The organism is Sulfitobacter noctilucicola, assembly GCF_000622385.1.
GTDB classification, from domain to species: Bacteria; Pseudomonadota; Alphaproteobacteria; order Rhodobacterales; family Rhodobacteraceae; genus Sulfitobacter; species Sulfitobacter noctilucicola.
Map to the genome: position 1 here is coordinate 2268631 of NZ_JASD01000008.1, position 19596 is coordinate 2288226.

Sequence of the window (19596 nt, forward strand, 5' to 3'; positions counted from 1 at the left end):
TCTTTCGGGTAAATGGCCGCTAAGATCGGAACTCGCTTTAGAAGCGCGGGGTTCGATGCGGCTGTTTACTCTTCGGCGATTGCCTTTGAAGTAAGCTTGTCCAAAGCACCTGTCATCATCGTGATGTATTTGGCATCCTCTGGCAAACCGTGTGTCGCGGCCAGCACAGACGGTGCGTGGTATGTCACGTGCACAACCCCTTCGCCATCCGCATAAGCAAGCACACGCAGCGGCAGGTCTAATCCCGCTGTCTGCCCGTCGATCATGGCAGGTGTTCCAAGTTTCGGGTTGCCGAAAATCAGCAGTTCGGTGGGCCGCAGGTCCATATCGACCTTTGCCGCACCTGCCGCGTGATCCACCCGGGCGAATACGGTCGCGCCAGCCCCCTCAACAGCGGCTGCAAGACGGTCAATAGTTTGTGTCACGGAATGGGGGCTGACCTTGTCGATCAGGTCTGCAGCAACAGCTGGCAAAGCCATGGCAGCACTAAGGGCAGCGGCAGTAGCAAGGGGGCGGAACATTGTGGTGGTCTCCTTTGGAAATTTCTTCGCCACCCTAACAAAGCGGACCGTAAACGCAGGTCACGTTTCGTTGATCAGCGCTACTCCGCCGCAGACAGAACCGGTTTGGCACGCGGCGGCGCGGGCAGGAATTCTGCATCCGGATCCCAGATAATTTCATCCGCGCTCTTGCGCCGCGCGTCGCGCTGCAACGCCCAGTCGCGTGCGGCTTTGCTTGCGCGACCCATCGACATCTTGGCCAACAGGCGCGCGATCCAGCGCAGATAGGTGGTGGCCCAGACGCGAATTGCGAGCATGGACGGTGTCACCAGCAGCGTCAGTACCGTTGCAATGCCAAGGCCAAAGACAACCGCCGTTGCCAATTGCTTCCACCAAAGCGCTGTGGGGCTGTCGATCGTGTACCCGCCGTCGGCAAAGTTGAGGCTGAGACCGAACATCATGGGGGCCAGACCTGCCATGGTGGTGATCGTGGTGAGAAGGACCGGCCGGATACGCGCCTGTGCGGTGCGAATGATTGCTTCGATCCGCGGCATGTAGTTTTCGTATTCCTGATAGGTGTCGATCAGAATGATGTTGTTGTTCACCACGATTCCGGCCAGCGCCACGATCCCCGTACCTGTCATGATGATCGAGAACGTCTGATCCATGACCAGCATACCAATCAGGACACCTGTGGTGGACAGGACCACCGCCAGAAGCACCAGCACAGCATTATAGAAAGAGTTGAACTGAGCGAGCAGGATGATGAACATCAACCCCAGTGCGGCGGTAAACGCAGAGCTGAGGAAAGCTTGCGATTCTGCCTGATCTTCCTGATCGCCGGTCCATTCGGTGGTCACACCAAAGGGCAGGGGCTTCTCATCCAACCATTTGGTGATCTCGGCAATCCGTTCGTTCGCGTTGATTGGCACCATCCGCAAGCGGCCGTCGGTGATACCCTGCTGCAGGTCCTCGCCCGCCGCAGCATCCGTCCTCTGGGTGATCTTGTAGGCCACTCCGTCAATGCTGCGGATGTCAGCGTCATCGCCAGCGGGGCGCAACGTGCCAAGCGTGGTTGTAACATCTTCTCCATCAACACGTGTTGTCTTGACCACCTTCATCAGACCCGGTGCGACATCTGCTTTGACGTCGAGATACCGCTTTTGATCGATGCGGTTGATCTCTGCAAGTTTCGGCACCGGCGTGCGGGTGATGAAATTGCTCAGCGGGATCAGACCATCCTGCGTGCGCACCTTGAGCGTGTCCAATGTGCTGAGTACCCGGTCATCCTCTGGCAGGCGCACGCGGATTTCGATCTCTTCGTCAGAGCTATCGACGCGCATTGTGTCGAGCAGCAGGCCACGTGTGACCAATTGCACCATAGCACCGACCGTCAGCACGTCCGCGCCATAACGGCCTGCTTTTTCAACATCCACGTCGATCTGCCAGTCGATGCCGGGAAGGGGGCGGGTGTCTTCGATCAAAGTGAGACCGGGTGTCTGTTCGTACTGCGCCCGCGTCACTGCCGCTGCAGTTATCAGATCGGTAAAGCTGTCTGCTTTGAGGCGCAGATGCACAGGTTTGCCCGAGGCAGGGCCGCGCGCCTGTGCGAGTATCTCGATGCGGATACCGGGAATAGCGGAGAGCTTTTCGGTCAGCTCCGCGATGATGACATCGCCGTCGTAAGCAGGGTCCTGCGTCTCGCGCGTGATTGTGTATCCGATGAAGGGAATCGTAAACAAAGGCGTTACTTTGTTGGGCCGGTCTTCCCACGGGATCGTCTCAAGCTGGATTTGGCCGATGCTGTCTTTAGGTGCTGTGGCACCGCCTGTGTTGCTGTCCAACCCGCCTTCGCCAGCAAAGGCAAACGCGGTTTGAACACCGGGGTGCTGCAGCACGATCTCTTCTGCCTTCTCGAGCAGTGTGTCTTTCTCTTCCAGCGACAGGTTACCGCGCGCCAGAACATAAACGATTGCCTGTTCCGGTTCGGATTCCACAAAAAACTCGACCCCTTTGGAGTTGTTGCCAAAGAAGATCATTACCGTGCCGACAAAGACAAACACGATGCCCGCAGTTACCAGCGGCATCGCGGGATTACCCACGAGAAACGCCATGACCCGACCGAAGCCATTTCGGCGGTATCCGGCCTCGATCCTGTCCGGTGTCGTGCGAAACAGTTTGCTGGTGATCCAGCGCCCGCCGCGACCGGCACGTGTGAAGACGCCGAAGAACGCCAGCAGGGCCAGCATTGCGCCTGAAAGCCCCGTTGCCACCAGTGCACAAAGCGCCACTACGCACAGGAATACAGTCGCGAAAGTTGGAATGACCGACCCCAGCACATTCAACCCGTCCATAGCGGCGAACTGGGCCGAGATCACACCAAAGAGCGGGTTCATCAACGACATCGCCAGCAAGATCATCACAATTGCCACGGGGAACAGGGCCAGATGCAGATACCAGCGCAGGCCGGCAATCGCTTCCATGTTGTCCGCCATCCAACGCTCCAGCCGGCCTGTGACACCGCCCATAACAGGCAGATATACCAGTGCCACGACCAAAGACGCGGAGAGAACGAAGATCAATGTCACGGGCAGCATACCCATGAATTGCCCGGGCACACCGGGCCAGAACAGCATCGGCAGAAACGCGCAGAGCGTCGTCGCGGTGGAGGAAATGATCGGCCAGAACATCCGCTTGGCCGCCTCCGTATAGGCTTGCATGGGGCCATCACCCTGTTGTTGGCGGGCGTCCGCGTATTCCACCACGACGATGGCACCGTCCACCAGCATACCGACCGCAAGGATCAGCCCGAACATCACGATATTCGAGACCGAGATACCCATCAACGCGAGGAAGGCGAAACACAAAAGGAACGAGGTCGGAATGGCAAAGCCGACCAGCAAAGCCGCACGAATGCCAAGCGCTGCAAGCACAACAATCATCACCAGCGCAATCGCGGTAAAGACCGAACCCAAGAGCTGCTGCACCATCGAATCAACAATCCGGCTTTGGTCGTTCGAGGTGCCGACAGTCACTGCCGCCTGCAATCCGTCCGGCCAGTCGGCAGAGCGTTCGGCCACAATTTCCTGCACGCGCTTGGATGTGTCGATTAGGTTGTAGCCCTTGCGCTTGACCACCTGCAGGGCGAGCGTTTTTTCACCGTTGAAACGGGCGGTTCCCTGACGGTCTTCGAACGTCAGATTGATTTGTGCCAGATCACCAAGGGTCACAACACGGTCGCCATTTGTTTTCACAGGCAGTGAATAAACATCGCGCGGCTCGTCGAAAGAAGAAGGGATCTTGACCGCAAACGCCCCTTGGGCGCTGTCAATTTCACCGGCAGCAATCAACTGGTTATTATTCTGAACCACATTGATCAGCTCACCCGCCGTGACGTTGTAGGCTTCGAGCCGTAACGGATCGATCAACACTTCCAGCATCTCGTCGCGGTCACCGGCCAGGCCCGCTTCAAGCACTGCATCCAATGCTTCAAGGTCATCTTGTAAGTCGCGGGCAACACGCGCCATTGTGCGTTCCGGTACGGGGCCCGTCAGATTCACAATGATGATGGGGAATTCGGAAAAGTTGATCTCGTTGATCGAGTATTTGTCGTAGCCGTCTGGGAATTGAGCCTCCGCCGTGGACATTGCGTCGCGCACATCGGCCATGATCTTGGTCTTGTCCCATCCGAATTCAAACTCAAGCGCAACACCGGCGTAGTTTTCCGCTGCGGTCCCGCTCATCTGTTTAAGGCCGTCCAGGTCGGCCAACTCTGTCTCCATCGGTTTGACCAGCAGCGTTTCACTGTCTGCTGCCGAGATGCCGGGGAACTGGACAGAAACAAAGAGCGCGGGGATTTCGATATCCGGCTCGCCTTCTTTGGGAAGGGTGGAATAGGCATAGCCGCCCACAACAAGGCTCAACAGAATGAATGCCACAACCATGCGGGCGCGGTTAGCAGCCCAGTCGACGATACCCGTCATTGGGTGAACTCCTCCCATGTAGGTGCGACCGTCACACCAGCGGTGACATATTCCTGTCCGGTCACGATCACATCAGCAATCTGTGGCAGGCCCGTAACCCACACGCCGTCCATCGTATCGCGCATGATCGAGATCGGGGCGAAGGACACGACATTGTCATCTCCCACCAGACGTACACCCAACGCGCCCTCATCGTTCAGTGTCATCGCGGATTGCGGAATAATATGTGCCTGTACCCCGGCCGCAGCGATTCCGATCTCGGCGGTTTGGCCGTCGCGGATCGCCAGATCGGCATTCGGCACTTCGATCTCTACACGGAAGGTGCGTGTTTCGGGATCTGCTGAACGCGACAGGAAGGTGACTTTGCCAACAACTTCACCGCCACCTGCGGCCAGACGTGCACCGGCCTGCGCACCGATTTTCACGCGGTTCACTTCGGTTTCGGGCACAAACCCGACCAGCTTGATGGGATCAAGCTGTATAATGGTTGAGCACAGCGCACCCGGTTGCAACAGGCTTCCCAGTTCAGCGGTATCGCTTTCCAACAGCCCGCTGAAGGGCGCGAGAATTGTCAGACGTTCGATTTCTTTCTCTGCGCTGGCCACCGCCGCAGTTGCGGCTTCGATCCCTGACTTTGCAGCGCTCAGGCCTGACGTGGCAGAGGACACGCCTGCGCGAGCCGCCGCTGATGCCGCATCTGCACCCGCAACGCGCGTCTGGGATGCAAAACCGTCCTGAATAAGCCGCGCTGCTGCGTTTTGGTTGATTTCGGCCTCTTCCAGCCGCGCTTTCGCTTCCTGAACGCGGGCTTCCGCTTCGGGCACGCGCGACTGCGCTTCGCTCAAACGGGCACGTGCTTCTTCCAGTGCGGCACCGCGTGTTCCGGGATCAAGCACACAGAGTGCGTCACCTTTTTCAACCTGTGCACCTTTGCGCAATGGCTCCGATATCACGATTGCAGATGTCTCCGAGCGTACGTCCACCTGACGCGCTGCCTGTGTCTGGCCGCGCAGGATAACCGCACTGTCGACTTCCTGCCCCGTCAGCTTCCGCACCATCACCTTGACCAGAACGGTGGAGTCTGCGGTGGCGTCAGCTGCATCAGTGTCTTCGTCACTAGGCACGGCCTCTGCCACAGTCTCTGCCGATGTGTCGCCGCCAAACAGGGCCACCAGTGCAGGGCGGGCGAGGATCGACATTGCCAGGATGACCGTAACGACTATCGCCGCCAGTATGGAAAATATGCGCATCGTCGGCCCTTTGATATGGTTAGGTCAGGCGGTGCAGCCTGCCTTTTCGAGGGAGTATGTAATACGTCAAAACTAAACAGACCAGTTTAGACGCTATGTTTTTTTACATAATGTGCGGTGCTGCCTGATGTGTAGGCATCGTTATTTCTTGGGTCCGGCCTTACTGCGGGTGCCAGACAGGTTACGACTGAGGTATTGGCTTGGGTCCTGCTGCGCGTTAAGAGGGTCAAAAGTGCAGGCCAAGGGCGGATCAGATGAGCAACACAGACAGCTTTGTCGAAGAGGTCAACGAAGAGGTCCGCCGTGACCAGCTTTACGGCTTGCTGCGCCGCTATGGCTGGATCGCGGTGCTGGCTATTCTCGCGATTGTCGGCGGTGCCGCTTATTCAGAATACTCGAAAGCGCAATCACGTGCGGCAGCGCAGGGTTTGGGCGACGAGATGCTCGCGGCACTTGCCGTAGATGACAGCGCAGGTAGGGCGGCAGCACTTGGCGCGATTGACCCGCCATCACCGGTGTCCGCCGCTGTTCTGCGTTTGCTTACCGCAGCAGAGCAATCCGAAGCAGGCGAGACCGAGGAAGCGATAGCAACACTCGATGCTCTGGCCGTTGATGGCGCGGTGCCCGAGATCTATCGCCAGCTGGCGCAATTCAAGTCGGTTACGCTGCAAGGGAACAAGACACCTGCGGACGAACGCCGTCAGGCATTCGAGGCGATGGCGCAGGCCGGTAACCCCTTGCGCCTGCTGGCAAGCGAACAGCTCGCCCTGATTGACATCGAAACAGGCGATCCAGAGGCCGCGATTGCTCGGTATCAGGCGATCCTTGAAGACGCCGAAGTCAGCTCAGACTTGCAACAGCGCTCACTACAGGTGATTGTGGCGCTGGGTGGAGAGCCGGAACTGGCGGACGTCAATGGATTGTCCTCCGGCACCGGCGGTGCCCCTGAGAATTAAGTGAAGCCCCAGAGAGGGCGATGACAGCGACAGCAGAAGTGAGCAGGCCATGAACCATTCATTCCACCCGAAGGCGACCGCCTGGGGCCTGCCGCTGTTTGCCGCCCTGATGTTGCTTGGTGCTTGCGACGAACGTGAAACCTATCTGCCGGGACCACGCGAAGATGTGCGTTCCGTCTTGCAGACACCTGCATTGGCGGCACCTTTAGAAAACGAAGCTGTGCCGGAAAACACAACGCGGGCGATCTCGCTTGGTGCGGCCAGCAACAACGCATCATGGACACATACAACCGGCACCGCGCAGTACCGCGTGTCCCACGCAGCCTTGCGGACAGCCCCGCAATTGGCTTGGTCTGCGGACATCGGTGAGGGCGATAGCCGCCGGTTGCGGATTACGGCTGATCCGGTGGTTGCCGGTGGACGCGTTTTTACACTGGATGCTGGCGCACAGGTCGCTGCTACTTCAACGTCCGGCGCGCCACTGTGGGTTCGTGACCTGACCCCTGCGAGCGACAAACAGGGACAGGCATCGGGTGGGGGCCTCGCTGTTGAGGGTGACACGCTTTATGTTTCCGTAGGCTACGGCATTCTCGCGGCTCTTGACGTCAACAGCGGTGCAGTCCGCTGGACACAGGACCTTGAAGCGTCTGGTTCCGGCACACCCACGGTATCTGGTGATCTGGTCTATATCACATCCGGCGATGATACCGGTTGGGCCATCGACAAGACGGATGGCCGTGTGATGTGGCAAACGCGCTCCACGCCCAATGTAAATAATGTGCTTGGCGCTCCGGCTCCTGCGGTCACACCATCGTTGGCGATCTTTGCCTACGGGTCCGGTGAAGTGCAGGCGGTGTTCCGACGTGGCGGCCTTTCGCGGTGGGATGCTACAGTTGTCGGTAAACGCCCCGGTCGGGCCCGCTCGTCTATTTCGGACGTAACCAGCGCACCTGTGATCGCCGGCGACCGTGTGTTTGTCGGAAACGGATCGGGTCGTCTTGCGGCTCTCGATCTTGATAACGGCAGCCGCCTTTGGACGGCACGCGAAGGGGCTGTCACGCCCGTATGGCCCGCTGGCGGCAGCGTCTTTTTCGTGTCAGACCTGAATGAACTTCTGCGACTTGACGCCAGTGACGGCAGCCGCGTCTGGGGTGTGCCGCTCTCTAACTACGTCAAAGAACGTCCGCGTCGCCGGTCCGAAGTCGTGGCACATCATGGCCCGATTATTGCGGGCGGGCGTCTGATCCTGACGTCGAATGACGGCTTTCTCCGCAGCTTTGATCCGGTCAGCGGTGCACTTCTTGGCTCAACAGAGATACCGGGTGGTGCCACAACCGCACCCGTCGTTGCCGGTGGCACGCTTTATGTTGTGTCGCGCAACGGTCAATTGCTCGCTTTCCGTTAGACGAAAAATGGTCTAAAGGCCGGTTTTGATCCGGCCCTTCCGTGCCGGTTGGAGCTTTGAGATGTCCTTTACCCTCGCCATCGTGGGCCGCCCGAATGTGGGCAAGTCCACGCTGTTCAACCGCCTTGTAGGCAAACGCCTTGCTTTGGTCGATGACCAGCCCGGCGTAACGCGCGACCTGCGTGAAGGTGCCGCACGTCTGGCCGACCTGCGCTTTACCGTGATCGACACGGCTGGTTTGGAAGAGGTAACGGACGACAGCCTTCAAGGGCGGATGCGCCGCCTGACAGAGCGTGCTGTCGATATGGCCGACATCTGTCTGTTCATGGTTGACGCCCGCGTCGGCATTACGCCTTCCGATCTAGTCTTTGCCGATATTCTGCGTAAACGGTCCGCCAATGTTATCCTTGCAGCCAACAAGGCCGAGGGTAAAGCAGGCGAAGCAGGCGTCATGGAAGCCTATACGCTCGGACTGGGCGAGCCGATTGCGCTGTCTGCCGAGCACGGCGAGGGATTGAACGACCTCTATACGATGCTGATGCCGCTAGCCGATGCTTTTGCGGAACGTACCGAGGATGACACACCCGAAACGGATATCGATCTGGAAGAAGACGCCGAAGTCGAAGAAGATCACGTGCCGGTGCCCACAGATGCCAAGCCTTTGCAGGTGGCTGTTGTCGGTCGTCCTAATGCGGGCAAATCTACGCTGATCAACCAGATCATGGGCGAGGACCGTCTGCTCACCGGACCGGAAGCAGGGATCACGCGGGACGCGATTTCATTGCGCAAGGACTGGAACGGTGTCCCGATGCGCATCTTTGATACTGCCGGTATGCGCAAGAAGGCCAAAGTGCAGGAAAAACTGGAGAAACTCAGTGTTTCCGATGGTTTGCGCGCGGTAAAGTTTGCCGAGGTGGTGGTGGTTCTGCTGGACGCCGAAATCCCGTTCGAGCAACAGGATTTGCGCATCGCCGATCTGGCAGAGCGTGAAGGCCGTGCGGTGGTGATCGCGGTAAACAAGTGGGACATTGAGGAAGACCGTCAGGCCAAGTTGAAAGGCCTCAAGGAGAGCTTCGAACGTCTGTTACCACAGTTGCGTGGCGCGCCGCTGATCACTGTGTCTGCCAAGACGGGTAGGGGGCTCGACCGTCTGCACGATGCAATCATGCGGGCCTATGAGACCTGGAACCGTCGCGTGACGACTGCTCAATTGAACCGCTGGCTGGCGGGCATGATGGAGGCGCATCCGCCGCCCGCGCCACAAGGCAAGCGGATCAAGCTGCGGTATATGACGCAGGCCAAAACGCGGCCTCCGGGCTTTGTTGTGATGTGCAGTCACCCAGACAAGGTGCCCGAAAGCTACAGCCGGTATCTGGTCAATAACCTCAGAGTGGATTTCGACATGCCTGGCACGCCGATCCGGCTTTGGATGCGTGGGCAGAACGACGCAAACCCCTACAAAGGTCGCAAGAAAGCACCGCCATCCAAGCTGCGCAAACACACCGAAGGCCGGCGTAAGGACTGATGAGGGCGCGGAAACTTTGGAAGTTTCCGAGCCGTTTTCTTTGAAAGAAAACGTTTTTCTTCAGAGGGCGCGGAAAGCTTTCAGGGTCGGGACTGCCATGACTAAGGCCCCGCCGCCCGCGATATAGGCGACGAGAGGAGTTGATTCGAGGTTGGCCACGACGACTGCGATCAATGCCCAGATAACCGCCACGCCATATGTTGGTGCACGGCCCAACGCGGCTTGCACGAAGCATCCGATCAGGATGGCGAGGCCTACAAACACCATTCCGGCCGTGTCTTGCCCCATCCATCCATAGCCCGCGGCAAGCAGTCCCAAAGACACGCAGGACGCAGCTGATAGCCATCCCGCATAAAGCCCAACAGGCCACGCCGCCCAAGGGGCGTTTGCGACAGGGGCTACGAATAATGCTGCCAATGCCGTTAGCAGCATGATCCAGATCAGGACACTTGCCCAAATCGGGCTTGCCACGGCAACCGCTAGCCAGCCGGTCCCCACCAGCAGCGATAGGCACAGCGGTTTGCGCATATCATGCCATTGGCCGTCATTGCGCGCCTTCACCAATCCCCAAGCAAGCCCAAGGATCAACCAGCCGTAAATCACGCCCCAGATTGCAAACGCATATCCCTCGGGCTGTACAGGGGGATTGTCCTGCGGCACCGGGAACTGGTTGGGATCAAATCCTGCAAACCCTTCTACAAAGAAGGGTGATGCGGCAAACGCTACTGCCAGCAAGAGGCAGAGCACGGCAAAGAGCGGACGGGAATTGGACATAGGATTTCCTTTGCATTGCAGCTGTTTGTAACGTAGCGCCAACGCCGGCTTTTTCCAATGTCCCGTGTCTGACGTTACGCCAATCGACCTTCTGCCGTCAGCATCGTCTTGCCACCTAGATAGGGGGCCAGAACCTGCGGCAATTCTACCGAGCCATCCGCCTGCTGCCCGTTCTCCAGCACGGCAATCAAGCAGCGCCCAACCGCCAGACCCGACCCGTTCAGCGTGTGCACGAACTGCGGCTTGCCGCCATCGGCAGGTTTGAAGCGCGCATTCATGCGCCGCGCCTGAAAATCGCCGGTGGTGGAGACAGAGGAGATTTCACGGTAGGTATCCTGCCCGGGCACCCAGGCTTCGATGTCAAAGGTGCGGCGTGCGCCAAACCCCATGTCGCCAGTGCACAGGATTACGGTGCGGTAGGGGATGCCCAAACGTTCCAGAATATCTTCGGCACAGCGCAGCATGCGCTTTTGCTCGTTGTCGCTTTCCTCGGGCAGTGTGACGCTGACCATCTCGACCTTTTCAAACTGGTGCTGACGCAGCATGCCTGACGTGTCACGCCCTGCGGAGCCCGCCTCGGACCGGAAGCACAGGGTATGTGCAGTATAACGACGGGGCAGTGTGCTTTGCTCGACTACATCACCAGCGACAGTATAGGTCAGCGGCACTTCCGATGTCGGAACCAGCCACATGCCCTCGGACGTCTGATAGCTGTCTTCGCCAAATTTGGGCAGCTTGTCGGTGCCATACATTGCGTCATCCCCGACCAGCACGGGCGGGTTTACTTCTGTCAGGCCGTTTTCGTCTACATGCGTGTCCAGCATGAACTGCGCTAACGCGCGGTGAATGCGCGCTACGGCGCCCGTGAGCAACACAAACCGGCTGCCTGAAATTTTTGCCGCGGTTTCGAAATCCATGGAGGCGGCAACGCCTGCAATTTCAAAATGCTCTTTCGGTGTGAAGTCAAAGCTCGGGATATCGCCCCAACGGTTCACCTCGACGTTGTCAGCTTCGTCCTTGCCGTCCGGCACATCATCTGCAGGATTGTTGGGCAGGCGGGCAAGCACGTCCGTCAACTGCGCATCAAGCGCCTTGGCCTCTGCCTGCATTGTGGCGACTTCTTCTTTCTTCTGTCCAACCAGCGCGCGCAGACGCTCGAACTCAGCGTCATCGCCCTTTGCTTTGGCGGCCCCGACAAGTTTGGAGGCCTTGTTCTGCTCGGCCTGGGCTGTCTCTGCCGCGCCGATCTTGGCACGCCGCGCCTCGTCGAGTTTGAGGATCTCGGAAGACACAGGTGCATCCCCGCGCCGCGCGAGGGCGGCGTCGAAAGCATCAGGGTTTTCGCGGATGGCGCGGATGTCGTGCATGGGAGGCGTCCTTGGATTTGAGTCGTCTTGGCTGCGTTATGCCGGATTGTGGCGCGGAGGGGTAGGTGTTGATGGTTCGATATGCGGCGCTTGACAGGACTTAGCATACGCCCATCCCAGCGAAAGCGGCGCAGACCCGTAGCCTAATCGAACCGGCGTCCCGATAGTCCATCTAAATCCCACCTTTGCACCTTGCGTCCGTCCGTGCGCGTGCATAGGTTCTGCCAAACTTCGAAGGGGATGCCGATGCGTGCCCAATTCCGCGAAAAAAGGACTGTACGATGGCCGGTATCGAGCAATTTATCCCCCTCATTCTGATCTTTGGTATCATGTATTTCCTGCTGATCCGTCCGCAGCAGAAAAAGGTCAAAGAACACACTGCCATGGTCGCGGCGTTGCGCCGGGGCGATCAGGTCGTCACGCAAGGCGGGATCATCGGCAAGGTCGTCAAGGTCAAGGACGACGGCGAGATCGAGGTTGAGGTCGCTGACGGTGTGAAGGTGCGCGTTGTGCAATCCACTATCGCTACTGTTGTCTCCAAAACCGAACCGGCGAAGTAACCGCCCCCTAGCCGCGCCAGAGAGGGCTCAGCCATGCTTCAGATTGATCTGTGGAAACGGATAACGATCGCGCTTTGCTGTGCGCTTGGCCTATGGCTGGCGCTGCCAAATGCGTTCTACGGACCGGTTGAACAGCACAACGATGCTGTGGCCGCGATGGAGTTATCGGGCAGCACGCCCGAGCTTGAGGCGCAAAAGGCATTGTGGCCTGAATGGTTGCCGTCCGGTCTGGTTAATCTGGGTCTTGATCTGCGCGGCGGTGCACATCTGCTGGCCGAGGTCCGTGTGGAAGATGTTTACGCCAACCGCATGGAGGCCCAATGGCCTGCGGTGCGTGATGCCTTGCGCAGCCTGACACCGGTGCGCCGCCAGCAATCCCCCGCAGATGAGCTGCGCGTGCGGTTGAACGACGATACCAAGATGGCGGAAGCGCTGGAAATTACGCGCGGCCTTGCGCAGCCTGTCCAGACGATCACCGGTGCAGGTTCCACCGACATTGTGGTACGCGGCGAGGATGGCACCATCATCATCACTTTCTCGGACGCCGAAAAGCAGGCGACCGATGAACGCACTATGCAGCAATCGCTTGAGATTATCCGCCGCCGGATCGACGAGGTTGGCACACGTGAGCCGACGATCCAGCGGCAAGGCACCGACCGTATTCTTATTCAGGTGCCCGGTGTCGGTTCAGCCGCAGAGCTGAAGGAAATCATCGGCACCACCGCGCAACTGACCTTCAATCCGGTGGTCAGTCGTGGCTCCGACGGTGCTGCAAATCCCGGTTTGGGCAACAAGCTTATCCCGTCGATTGACGAGCCCGGTGCGTTCTATGTCGTAGAATCGGCGCCTGTTGTCACCGGCGAAGAGCTGGTCGACGCGCAGCCGTCCTTTGACCAGAACGGCCGACCGGCCGTTAGTTTCCGGTTCAACACCAGCGGCGCGCGCAAGTTCGGTGACTACACCGCAGACAACATCGGCGCACCTTTCGCTATCGTGCTTGATGATGAAGTTATCAGCGCCCCCACGATCCAAAGCCATATCCCCGGCGGATCAGGCATCATCACCGGTAATTTCAACGTCGAAGAATCGACGAACCTTGCCATTCTTTTGCGGGCAGGGGCCTTGCCTGCGGGTCTCGATTTCCTTGAGGAACGCACCATTGGGCCCGAATTGGGTCAAGACAGCATTGATGCAGGTAAAGTCGCCACGATCGTGGCCTTTGTTGCAGTGCTCTTTTTCATGTTTGTAAGCTATGGCCTGTTCGGCATCTTTGCGAATGTGGCGCTGATCATCAACGTTGCGATGATATTTGGTCTGCTGAGCCTTGTGGGTGCCACGCTGACCTTGCCGGGTATCGCGGGCATCGTGCTGACCGTCGGTATGGCGGTTGATGCCAACGTTCTGATCTTCGAGCGTATCCGCGAGGAACTGAAAACCGCCAAGGGTCCGGCACGCGCCATTTCGCTTGGCTATGAAAAAGCGCTGAGTGCGATCATTGATGCGAACATTACCACGCTGATTACAGCGATCATCCTGTTTATCATGGGCTCGGGTCCGGTGCGCGGCTTTGCGATTACACTGGGCTTCGGCATCATCACATCGGTCTTTACAGCCATCTTCGTGACCCGCCTGTTTGTGGTCTTGTGGTTTGAACGGGCACGCCCAAAAACGATTGAGGTCTGACATGCGTCTGCGTCTGTTCAAAGAAGCGCCAAATTTCGACTACTTTAACCGCTGGAAGCTCTGGTTGGGTATTTCCGCGCTGATGATGGTGGTCGCTGCAGCGTCCTTCATGCTTCAGGGACTGAACTACGGCATCGACTTTCGCGGCGGCACGACGATCCGCACCGAAAGCCCGCGCGTTGTGGATGTGGCTGAGTTCCGCGCCGCAATGGATGCGTTGGAGCTGGGCGACATCAGCATCACCGAAGTTTTCGACCCCTCGTTTCGCGAAGACCAGAATGTTGCGATGATCCGTATTCAGGCGCAGGACGGCCAAGAAGCGGTCACGGCGGACACCATTGAGCGCGTCGAGGCGGCACTCGCCGAAGTGCGCCCCGATATCAAATTTGTCTCGGTTGAATCTGTCGGGCCGAAGGTATCGGGCGAGTTGATCCAGACGGCGGTCATTGCCGTTGTCTTGGCGATTGGTGCGGTTCTGATCTACATCTGGCTGCGCTTCGAATGGCAGTTTGCGGCCGGTGCCGTGCTGGCGCTGGTACACGATGTGGTCCTGACCATCGGTGTCTTCTCGGAACTGCAAATTCGGTTTGATCTGGCGATCATTGCCGCGTTGCTGACCATTGTCGGCTATTCGCTGAACGATACTGTTGTTGTCTTTGACCGCGTGCGGGAAAACCTGCGTAAATACAAAAAGCGCGACCTGAAAGAAGTGATGAACCTGTCCATTAACGAAACGATGAGCCGTACGTTTATGACCTCTTTCACCACGCTTATTGCGCTGATCGCGCTGTTCGTGCTGGGCGGTGATGTGATCCGTGGCTTTGTTTTCGCCATGATCTGGGGCGTGATCGTCGGTACGTATTCCTCGATCTTTGTGGCCTCTGCCATCCTGCTGTACTTTGGCGTCAAGCGCGACTGGTCAAAACCTGATGCAAACGCTGGAAACCAATACGCCAACATAGATGCCTGACGCACTGGCATCGGCCTTTCAGACCGACGGTCTGATATGGTTGGTGCTGGTGGTGTTCATTGCAGGTCTGGTGCGCGGCTTTGCCGGATTTGGCTCTGCCATGATCATTATGCCTGTGGCCTCGTCGGTCCTGTCACCGGTTGAGGCGGTCATCTTTCTTGTCGCAGCCGAACTTATCGGTCCTCTGCCGAACCTGCCCGCTGCACTGCGTGATGGCACTCCGCGTGATATTGGATTGATGATGATTGGGGCCACTTTCGCGTTACCCTTTGGTCTTTGGGGGCTGTCGGTCATTAATCCGCAGATATTCGGCTGGTCTATCTCCATCCTAGTGCTGTTGTTGCTATGCCTTCTGGTGGCGGGATGGCGGTATCAGGGGCCGCTCGGCCCGCGTCTGGTGACGGCGACCGGTGCGTTGGGTGGATTTATGACCGGGTTTGCCGGATTGCCGGGGCCGCCCGTCATCATGCTCTATATGGCCAGCACATTGCCTGTCTCGGTTATTCGCGCAAACTTCCTGCTGTATCTCGTCGTGCTCGACCTCATGCTGGTGCCATTGCTCTGGATGACGAACCTGATGGTGTGGAAGATCGCGCTGCTGGGGCTACTGGTGGGGATTCCAAATCTGGTGGCCAACATGATCGGGGCGCGGCTTTTTGACCCAAAGGCAGAGGTGCTTTTTCGCCGTGTGGCCTATATCGTTATCGCGGCGTCGGCTATAGTTGGTCTGCCGCTTTGGAGAGGATGACACATGCGTCTGACCGAAATTGAATTTAACGATTCCAAACCCGTTGACGGCTACGGCCCGGGCTTTTTCCGGATCGGAGGAAAACTGATCGAGGGGCCGGTTGTCACGGGGCCATCCGGTACGCGCAGTTGGGGCGGGCTTGACGATACCGAAACGCTGCTCGCCTTCGCAGGTGAAGTCGATGTGGTGTTTGTCGGCACCGGTGCCGATGTAGCTCATCTGCCCGACGCTTTGTCAGAGGCGATGGAAACTGCCGGTATCGGCGTGGAGCCCATGTCGTCCCCTGCCGCCTGCCGTACCTACAATGTCTTGCTAAGCGAAGGCCGACGTGTAGCGCTGGCGCTGCTTCCGATCTGATCCCGCATGACGCTCAATGCCCATAACCTGACGCTGGCCCGTGGTGGTGTGCCTGTTGTGACCGGCCTCAGCTTTACGCTGAGCAGCGGACAGGCGCTGATCCTGCGGGGGCCGAACGGGGCGGGCAAAACGACGCTGCTGCGCACGGTCGCGGGGCTACTGCCGCCGCTGGCGGGTGACATTAGCGGGGCAGATGACGGTGTCGCCTATGCCGGACACGCGGACGGCATCAAAGCGATGCTGAGCGTGCGCGAAAACCTCCACTTCTGGGCGCAGATTTTCGGTGTGAATGATATCGAGCCTGCGATCGAGGCCTATGCCCTTGCACCTTTGGCCGACAGATTGGCCGGTACGCTTTCAGCAGGGCAAAAGCGCCGTCTGGGTCTGGCACGGCTGTTGGTTACGGGGTGCCCCGTATGGGTACTGGATGAACCGACTGTCTCACTTGATACAGATGCCGTGGCGATGTTCGCACGTGTGGTAGAAGCGCATCTGGGGCAGGGCGGCTCCGCATTGCTCGCCACGCATATTGATCTTGGTGTCGAAGCAGAGGTGCTTGACCTCACGCCCTTTCGTGCAGCGAGTACCTTGCGTGCCGGTGCAAGCGATGAGGCATTTCTGTGATTGCTTTGTTGCTATGTGACCTCAAGCTTGCCTTTCGCGCAGGCGGTGGCTTTGGCCTCGGCCTCGCGTTCTTTCTGATTGTTGTAACGCTGGTGCCATTCAGTGTAGGGCCGGAGCCGGCGCTTCTGGCTTCCATCGCACCCGGTGTGCTGTGGCTTGGTGCGTTGCTGGCGTGCCTCTTGTCGCTCGACCGGCTGCTGGCGCTTGATTATGAGGACGGGACGCTGGATGTGCTTTTAACTGCGCCGGTGCCGCTTGAGGCGGCTGTCACCGTCAAGGCATTGGCCCACTGGCTGACAACCAGTCTGCCGCTGGTTCTTGCGGCCCCCGTTCTGGGTGTTTTGCTGAACCTGCCGGAGGGCGGGTATGTCTGGCTGTTGATCTCTCTTGCCGTTGGTACACCTGCCTTGTCCGTGATCGGTACTTTTGGCGCTGCACTTACCGTAGGTATCAAACGCGGCGGTCTGCTATTATCATTGCTGGTTCTGCCACTCTACGTCCCGACGCTGATTTTCGGCGCGGAGGCGGCGCGCCGTGGCGCTGCAGGGCTGGATCCCTCGACGCCGCTTTTCATGCTGGCAGGGATCACGCTGGGGACAATTGCACTGATGCCTTTTGCCAGCGCGGCAGTCCTGCGGATGGGCCTGCGATAATGTGCGCCTTAGATGTGATGATTTGCCCATTGAGGCGACGCCTGCGGGAGATTAGATAGGTTCTATGTCGATCTGGTCCTATGCAAATCCGGTCAAGTTTCTGGCGCTGAGCGCCAAGGTGCAGCCTGTTCTTTGGGTGGCAGCAGCGGTTTCCGTGACCGTCGGCCTGCTTTGGGGGTTTTTCGGCACACCTGACGATTTCCGGCAAGGCTCTACCGTAAAAATTATCTACCTACATGTGCCGTCCGCTTTGATGGCGATTAACGCTTGGTTCATGATGTTGGTAACGTCGCTTATCTGGTTGATCCGTCGCCACCACGTCAGCGCACTGGCTGCCAAGGCCGCGGCTCCCGTGGGGCTGGTGATGACGTTGATTGCTTTGGTGACGGGTGCAATCTGGGGCCAGCCCATGTGGGGGACATGGTGGGCATGGGATCCGCGCCTGACGTCATTCCTGATCCTGTTCCTGTTTTACCTTGGCTATATCGCCCTGTGGGAAGCGGTCGAAGATCCCGATACTGCGGCGGACCTGACATCGGTCCTTTGCCTTGTCGGGTCTGTCTTTGCCATTCTGTCCCGCTACGCTGTTCAGTTCTGGAACCAGGGTTTGCACCAAGGCACGTCGGTGCCTGTCGCCACCGGCGGGCGCACCGTTTCTGATGTCTTCTTCTATCCGCTGGCTCTTAGTATGGTCGGCTTTGGCCTGCTTTTTCTGGCCTTGGTGTTGTACCGGACTGGCACGGAAATTCGTCTGCGCCGCACACAGGCGCTGCGCGTGCGCATGGAGAAAACCGCATGATGCCGGAGCTTGGTAAATACGCTGTTGAGGTTTTGTCGGCCTATGCCGTGTCGCTCACGTTGCTGGCTGGATTGGTCTGGCTAAGCCTGCGCCGTGGCAAAGCGGCGCGCGCTGCACTCAAAGCGGTTGAAACAGAGGCTGACAAAAATGGCTAAGTTTCGCCCGATGATGATTGCGCCGCCCCTGATCTTTGTGGCTTTTGTTGCGTTGGCCGCGGTGGGCATGTTCCGCGACGATCCTGACGGTTTGCCATCCACGCTCGTCGGGCGTACCGCCCCTGCGGTGCCAGTGGAAGTGTTGGAAGGTTACCCCGGTGTGACACCGGATATGCTGGCATCTGGTGAGGTCACGCTGGTGAACTTCTGGGCCAGCTGGTGCCCCCCTTGCCGTGCGGAACATCCTAAACTGCTTGAGATGGAGGCCGAAGGGCTGTCCATCATCGGGGTGAATATTCGCGACACGCAGGCCAATGCGGGTAAATACCTGCGCGAGGACGACAACCCGTTCTCAGGCGTTGCGTTTGATCCCAAAGGCCGTGCATCAATTGATTGGGGTGTGACTGCACCACCGGAGACCTTCATTCTGGACGGCGATGGCACCGTTCTGTTTCGCTATGCCGGACCATTGGTCGGAAGCGACTACGAACAAAGGTTCCTGCCGGCGCTGAACGACGCGTTGGGCAAATAGGCTAGAGCCTGTAGCCGCCCGAGACGGTAATCGTCTCTCCGGTAATAAATCCAGCTGCATCCGAGGCCAGAAAGCGCACCACCTTTGCGATGTCCTCCGGCACACCGCAGCGGCCCAAGGCGGTCATCTCGACAAAAGCGTTTACCAGTTCAGGCGGGCGGGGCTGCTCAACACGTTCAATCGCGCCGGGGGCCACACCATTTACACGGATACCGTCTGGCCCCAAAGTCTTCGCCATGCCCCGTGTCCATGTGTCCAGCGCTGCTTTGCTCGCGGAATAGAACACAGCTCCCATTGCGGGCAGTACTGCGTTTACAGACGATATATTCACAACAGATGCACCACGCTTGAGGTGCGGCAGCGCAGCGTTCAGCAGTGCCACGGGAGCCGCGACATTTACTGCGTAAATCAACGCACTGTCATCGGTGTCCATCGCGATGGCACCGGCGTTGTTCACCAGCACGTCCAGACGCCCGAATTTGCGGATCACAGCGTCGATAACCTGCTGCGCACTCTGAGGATCGCCTAGGTCGGCCTGGACGGCATAGACCTGCATCGCCGCATCGGGAGAGGTCGTATGATAGGTGATGGCCACATCATGGTCGGATGAAAAAGCCGCAGCTATGGCTTTGCCGATGCCGCGTGCCCCACCTGTTACCAAAACCACAGGTTTCATGACGCTCTCCTTGGATAACTGGCTTCACCCTCAAGTAAAAAGGCCCCTGCCGCAAGATGCGGGCAGGGGCCTTTTAATC

At 58.5% G+C, this 19596-nt stretch carries 19 protein-coding genes; 13 read left to right on the forward strand and 6 right to left on the reverse strand.

Annotation, left to right across the window (positions count from 1 at the left end):
• Nucleotides 1–65: 65 nt before the first annotated feature.
• The 3 genes from Z946_RS0114770 to Z946_RS0114780 all read right to left on the reverse strand — a co-directional run bounded on the left by Z946_RS0114770 (nt 66) and on the right by Z946_RS0114780 (nt 5733).
• Nucleotides 66–521 carry a DUF302 domain-containing protein gene (locus Z946_RS0114770; protein WP_025056503.1) on the reverse strand — a complete coding sequence of 152 codons (456 nt, stop codon included), beginning with the start codon at nt 519–521 and terminating at the stop codon, nt 66–68.
• An 80-nt stretch (nt 522–601) separates the two neighbouring features.
• A complete protein-coding gene (locus tag Z946_RS0114775; RefSeq protein ID WP_025056504.1) occupies nt 602–4483 on the reverse strand; it encodes an efflux RND transporter permease subunit in 3882 nt (1293 codons plus the stop codon).
• The gene (locus Z946_RS0114780; protein ID WP_025056505.1) at nt 4480–5733 is read right to left on the reverse strand and encodes an efflux RND transporter periplasmic adaptor subunit; all 1254 of its coding nucleotides are present in this window, start codon (nt 5731–5733) and stop codon (nt 4480–4482) included. The genes Z946_RS0114775 and Z946_RS0114780 overlap by 4 nt, the downstream gene beginning before the upstream one ends.
• 254 nt (nt 5734–5987) lie before the next feature.
• Here Z946_RS0114780 and Z946_RS0114785 point away from each other — a divergent pair, with 254 nt between their 5' ends.
• The 3 genes from Z946_RS0114785 to der all read left to right on the forward strand — a co-directional run bounded on the left by Z946_RS0114785 (nt 5988) and on the right by der (nt 9619).
• Nucleotides 5988–6689 carry a hypothetical protein gene (locus tag Z946_RS0114785; RefSeq protein WP_025056506.1) on the forward strand — a complete coding sequence of 234 codons (702 nt, stop codon included), beginning with the start codon at nt 5988–5990 and terminating at the stop codon, nt 6687–6689.
• Between the two features lie 49 nt (nt 6690–6738).
• Nucleotides 6739–8094 carry a PQQ-like beta-propeller repeat protein gene (locus Z946_RS0114790; protein ID WP_025056507.1) on the forward strand — a complete coding sequence of 452 codons (1356 nt, stop codon included), beginning with the start codon at nt 6739–6741 and terminating at the stop codon, nt 8092–8094.
• A gap of 61 nt (nt 8095–8155) precedes the next feature.
• Nucleotides 8156–9619, forward strand: coding sequence for a ribosome biogenesis GTPase Der (gene der, locus Z946_RS0114795; protein WP_025056508.1), 1464 nt, complete (start codon nt 8156–8158; stop codon nt 9617–9619).
• Between the two features lie 60 nt (nt 9620–9679).
• On the opposite strand, the gene Z946_RS0114800 is transcribed toward der, so the two are convergent.
• Both Z946_RS0114800 and serS read right to left on the reverse strand, forming a co-directional pair.
• The gene (locus Z946_RS0114800; protein ID WP_025056509.1) at nt 9680–10393 is read right to left on the reverse strand and encodes a tryptophan-rich sensory protein; all 714 of its coding nucleotides are present in this window, start codon (nt 10391–10393) and stop codon (nt 9680–9682) included.
• Between the two features lie 74 nt (nt 10394–10467).
• Entirely contained in the window at nt 10468–11760 is a 1293-nt protein-coding gene (serS, locus tag Z946_RS0114805) for a serine--tRNA ligase (RefSeq protein ID WP_025056510.1), read from the reverse strand.
• Nucleotides 11761–12041: 281 nt separating this feature from the next.
• Here serS and yajC point away from each other — a divergent pair, with 281 nt between their 5' ends.
• The 10 genes from yajC to Z946_RS0114855 all read left to right on the forward strand — a co-directional run bounded on the left by yajC (nt 12042) and on the right by Z946_RS0114855 (nt 18841).
• Complete coding sequence (yajC, locus tag Z946_RS0114810) at nt 12042–12320, forward strand: preprotein translocase subunit YajC (RefSeq protein WP_025056511.1); 279 nt, start codon at nt 12042–12044, stop codon at nt 12318–12320.
• A 33-nt stretch (nt 12321–12353) separates the two neighbouring features.
• The gene (gene secD, locus Z946_RS0114815; protein ID WP_025056512.1) at nt 12354–14003 is read left to right on the forward strand and encodes a protein translocase subunit SecD; all 1650 of its coding nucleotides are present in this window, start codon (nt 12354–12356) and stop codon (nt 14001–14003) included.
• Nucleotide 14004: 1 nt separating this feature from the next.
• Nucleotides 14005–14973 carry a protein translocase subunit SecF gene (secF, locus tag Z946_RS0114820; RefSeq protein ID WP_025056513.1) on the forward strand — a complete coding sequence of 323 codons (969 nt, stop codon included), beginning with the start codon at nt 14005–14007 and terminating at the stop codon, nt 14971–14973.
• Nucleotides 14966–15721, forward strand: coding sequence for a sulfite exporter TauE/SafE family protein (locus Z946_RS0114825; RefSeq protein WP_025056514.1), 756 nt, complete (start codon nt 14966–14968; stop codon nt 15719–15721). The genes secF and Z946_RS0114825 overlap by 8 nt, the downstream gene beginning before the upstream one ends.
• Before the next feature lie 3 nt (nt 15722–15724).
• Entirely contained in the window at nt 15725–16078 is a 354-nt protein-coding gene (locus tag Z946_RS0114830; RefSeq protein WP_025056515.1) for an Mth938-like domain-containing protein, read from the forward strand.
• 6 nt (nt 16079–16084) lie between these two features.
• A complete protein-coding gene (gene ccmA / locus Z946_RS0114835) occupies nt 16085–16702 on the forward strand; it encodes a heme ABC exporter ATP-binding protein CcmA (RefSeq protein WP_025056516.1) in 618 nt (205 codons plus the stop codon).
• Nucleotides 16699–17355 (forward strand): heme exporter protein CcmB, encoded by a 657-nt coding sequence (ccmB, locus tag Z946_RS0114840; protein WP_025056517.1) that lies wholly within the window; start codon nt 16699–16701, stop codon nt 17353–17355. Before ccmA ends, ccmB begins: the two co-directional genes overlap by 4 nt.
• 64 nt (nt 17356–17419) lie before the next feature.
• Nucleotides 17420–18154, forward strand: a complete 735-nt coding sequence (locus Z946_RS0114845; protein WP_025056518.1) for a heme ABC transporter permease — start codon at nt 17420–17422, stop codon at nt 18152–18154.
• A complete protein-coding gene (ccmD, locus tag Z946_RS0114850) occupies nt 18151–18309 on the forward strand; it encodes a heme exporter protein CcmD (protein ID WP_037969226.1) in 159 nt (52 codons plus the stop codon). Before Z946_RS0114845 ends, ccmD begins: the two co-directional genes overlap by 4 nt.
• Nucleotides 18302–18841: a DsbE family thiol:disulfide interchange protein gene (locus Z946_RS0114855; RefSeq protein ID WP_025056520.1), complete on the forward strand. Its 540-nt coding sequence runs from the start codon at nt 18302–18304 to the stop codon at nt 18839–18841. The genes ccmD and Z946_RS0114855 overlap by 8 nt, the downstream gene beginning before the upstream one ends.
• Before the next feature lies 1 nt (nt 18842).
• Here the strand turns inward: Z946_RS0114855 and Z946_RS0114860 are convergent, their stop codons facing one another.
• Nucleotides 18843–19517 (reverse strand): SDR family NAD(P)-dependent oxidoreductase, encoded by a 675-nt coding sequence (locus tag Z946_RS0114860; RefSeq protein ID WP_025056521.1) that lies wholly within the window; start codon nt 19515–19517, stop codon nt 18843–18845.
• Nucleotides 19518–19596 lie beyond the last annotated feature (79 nt).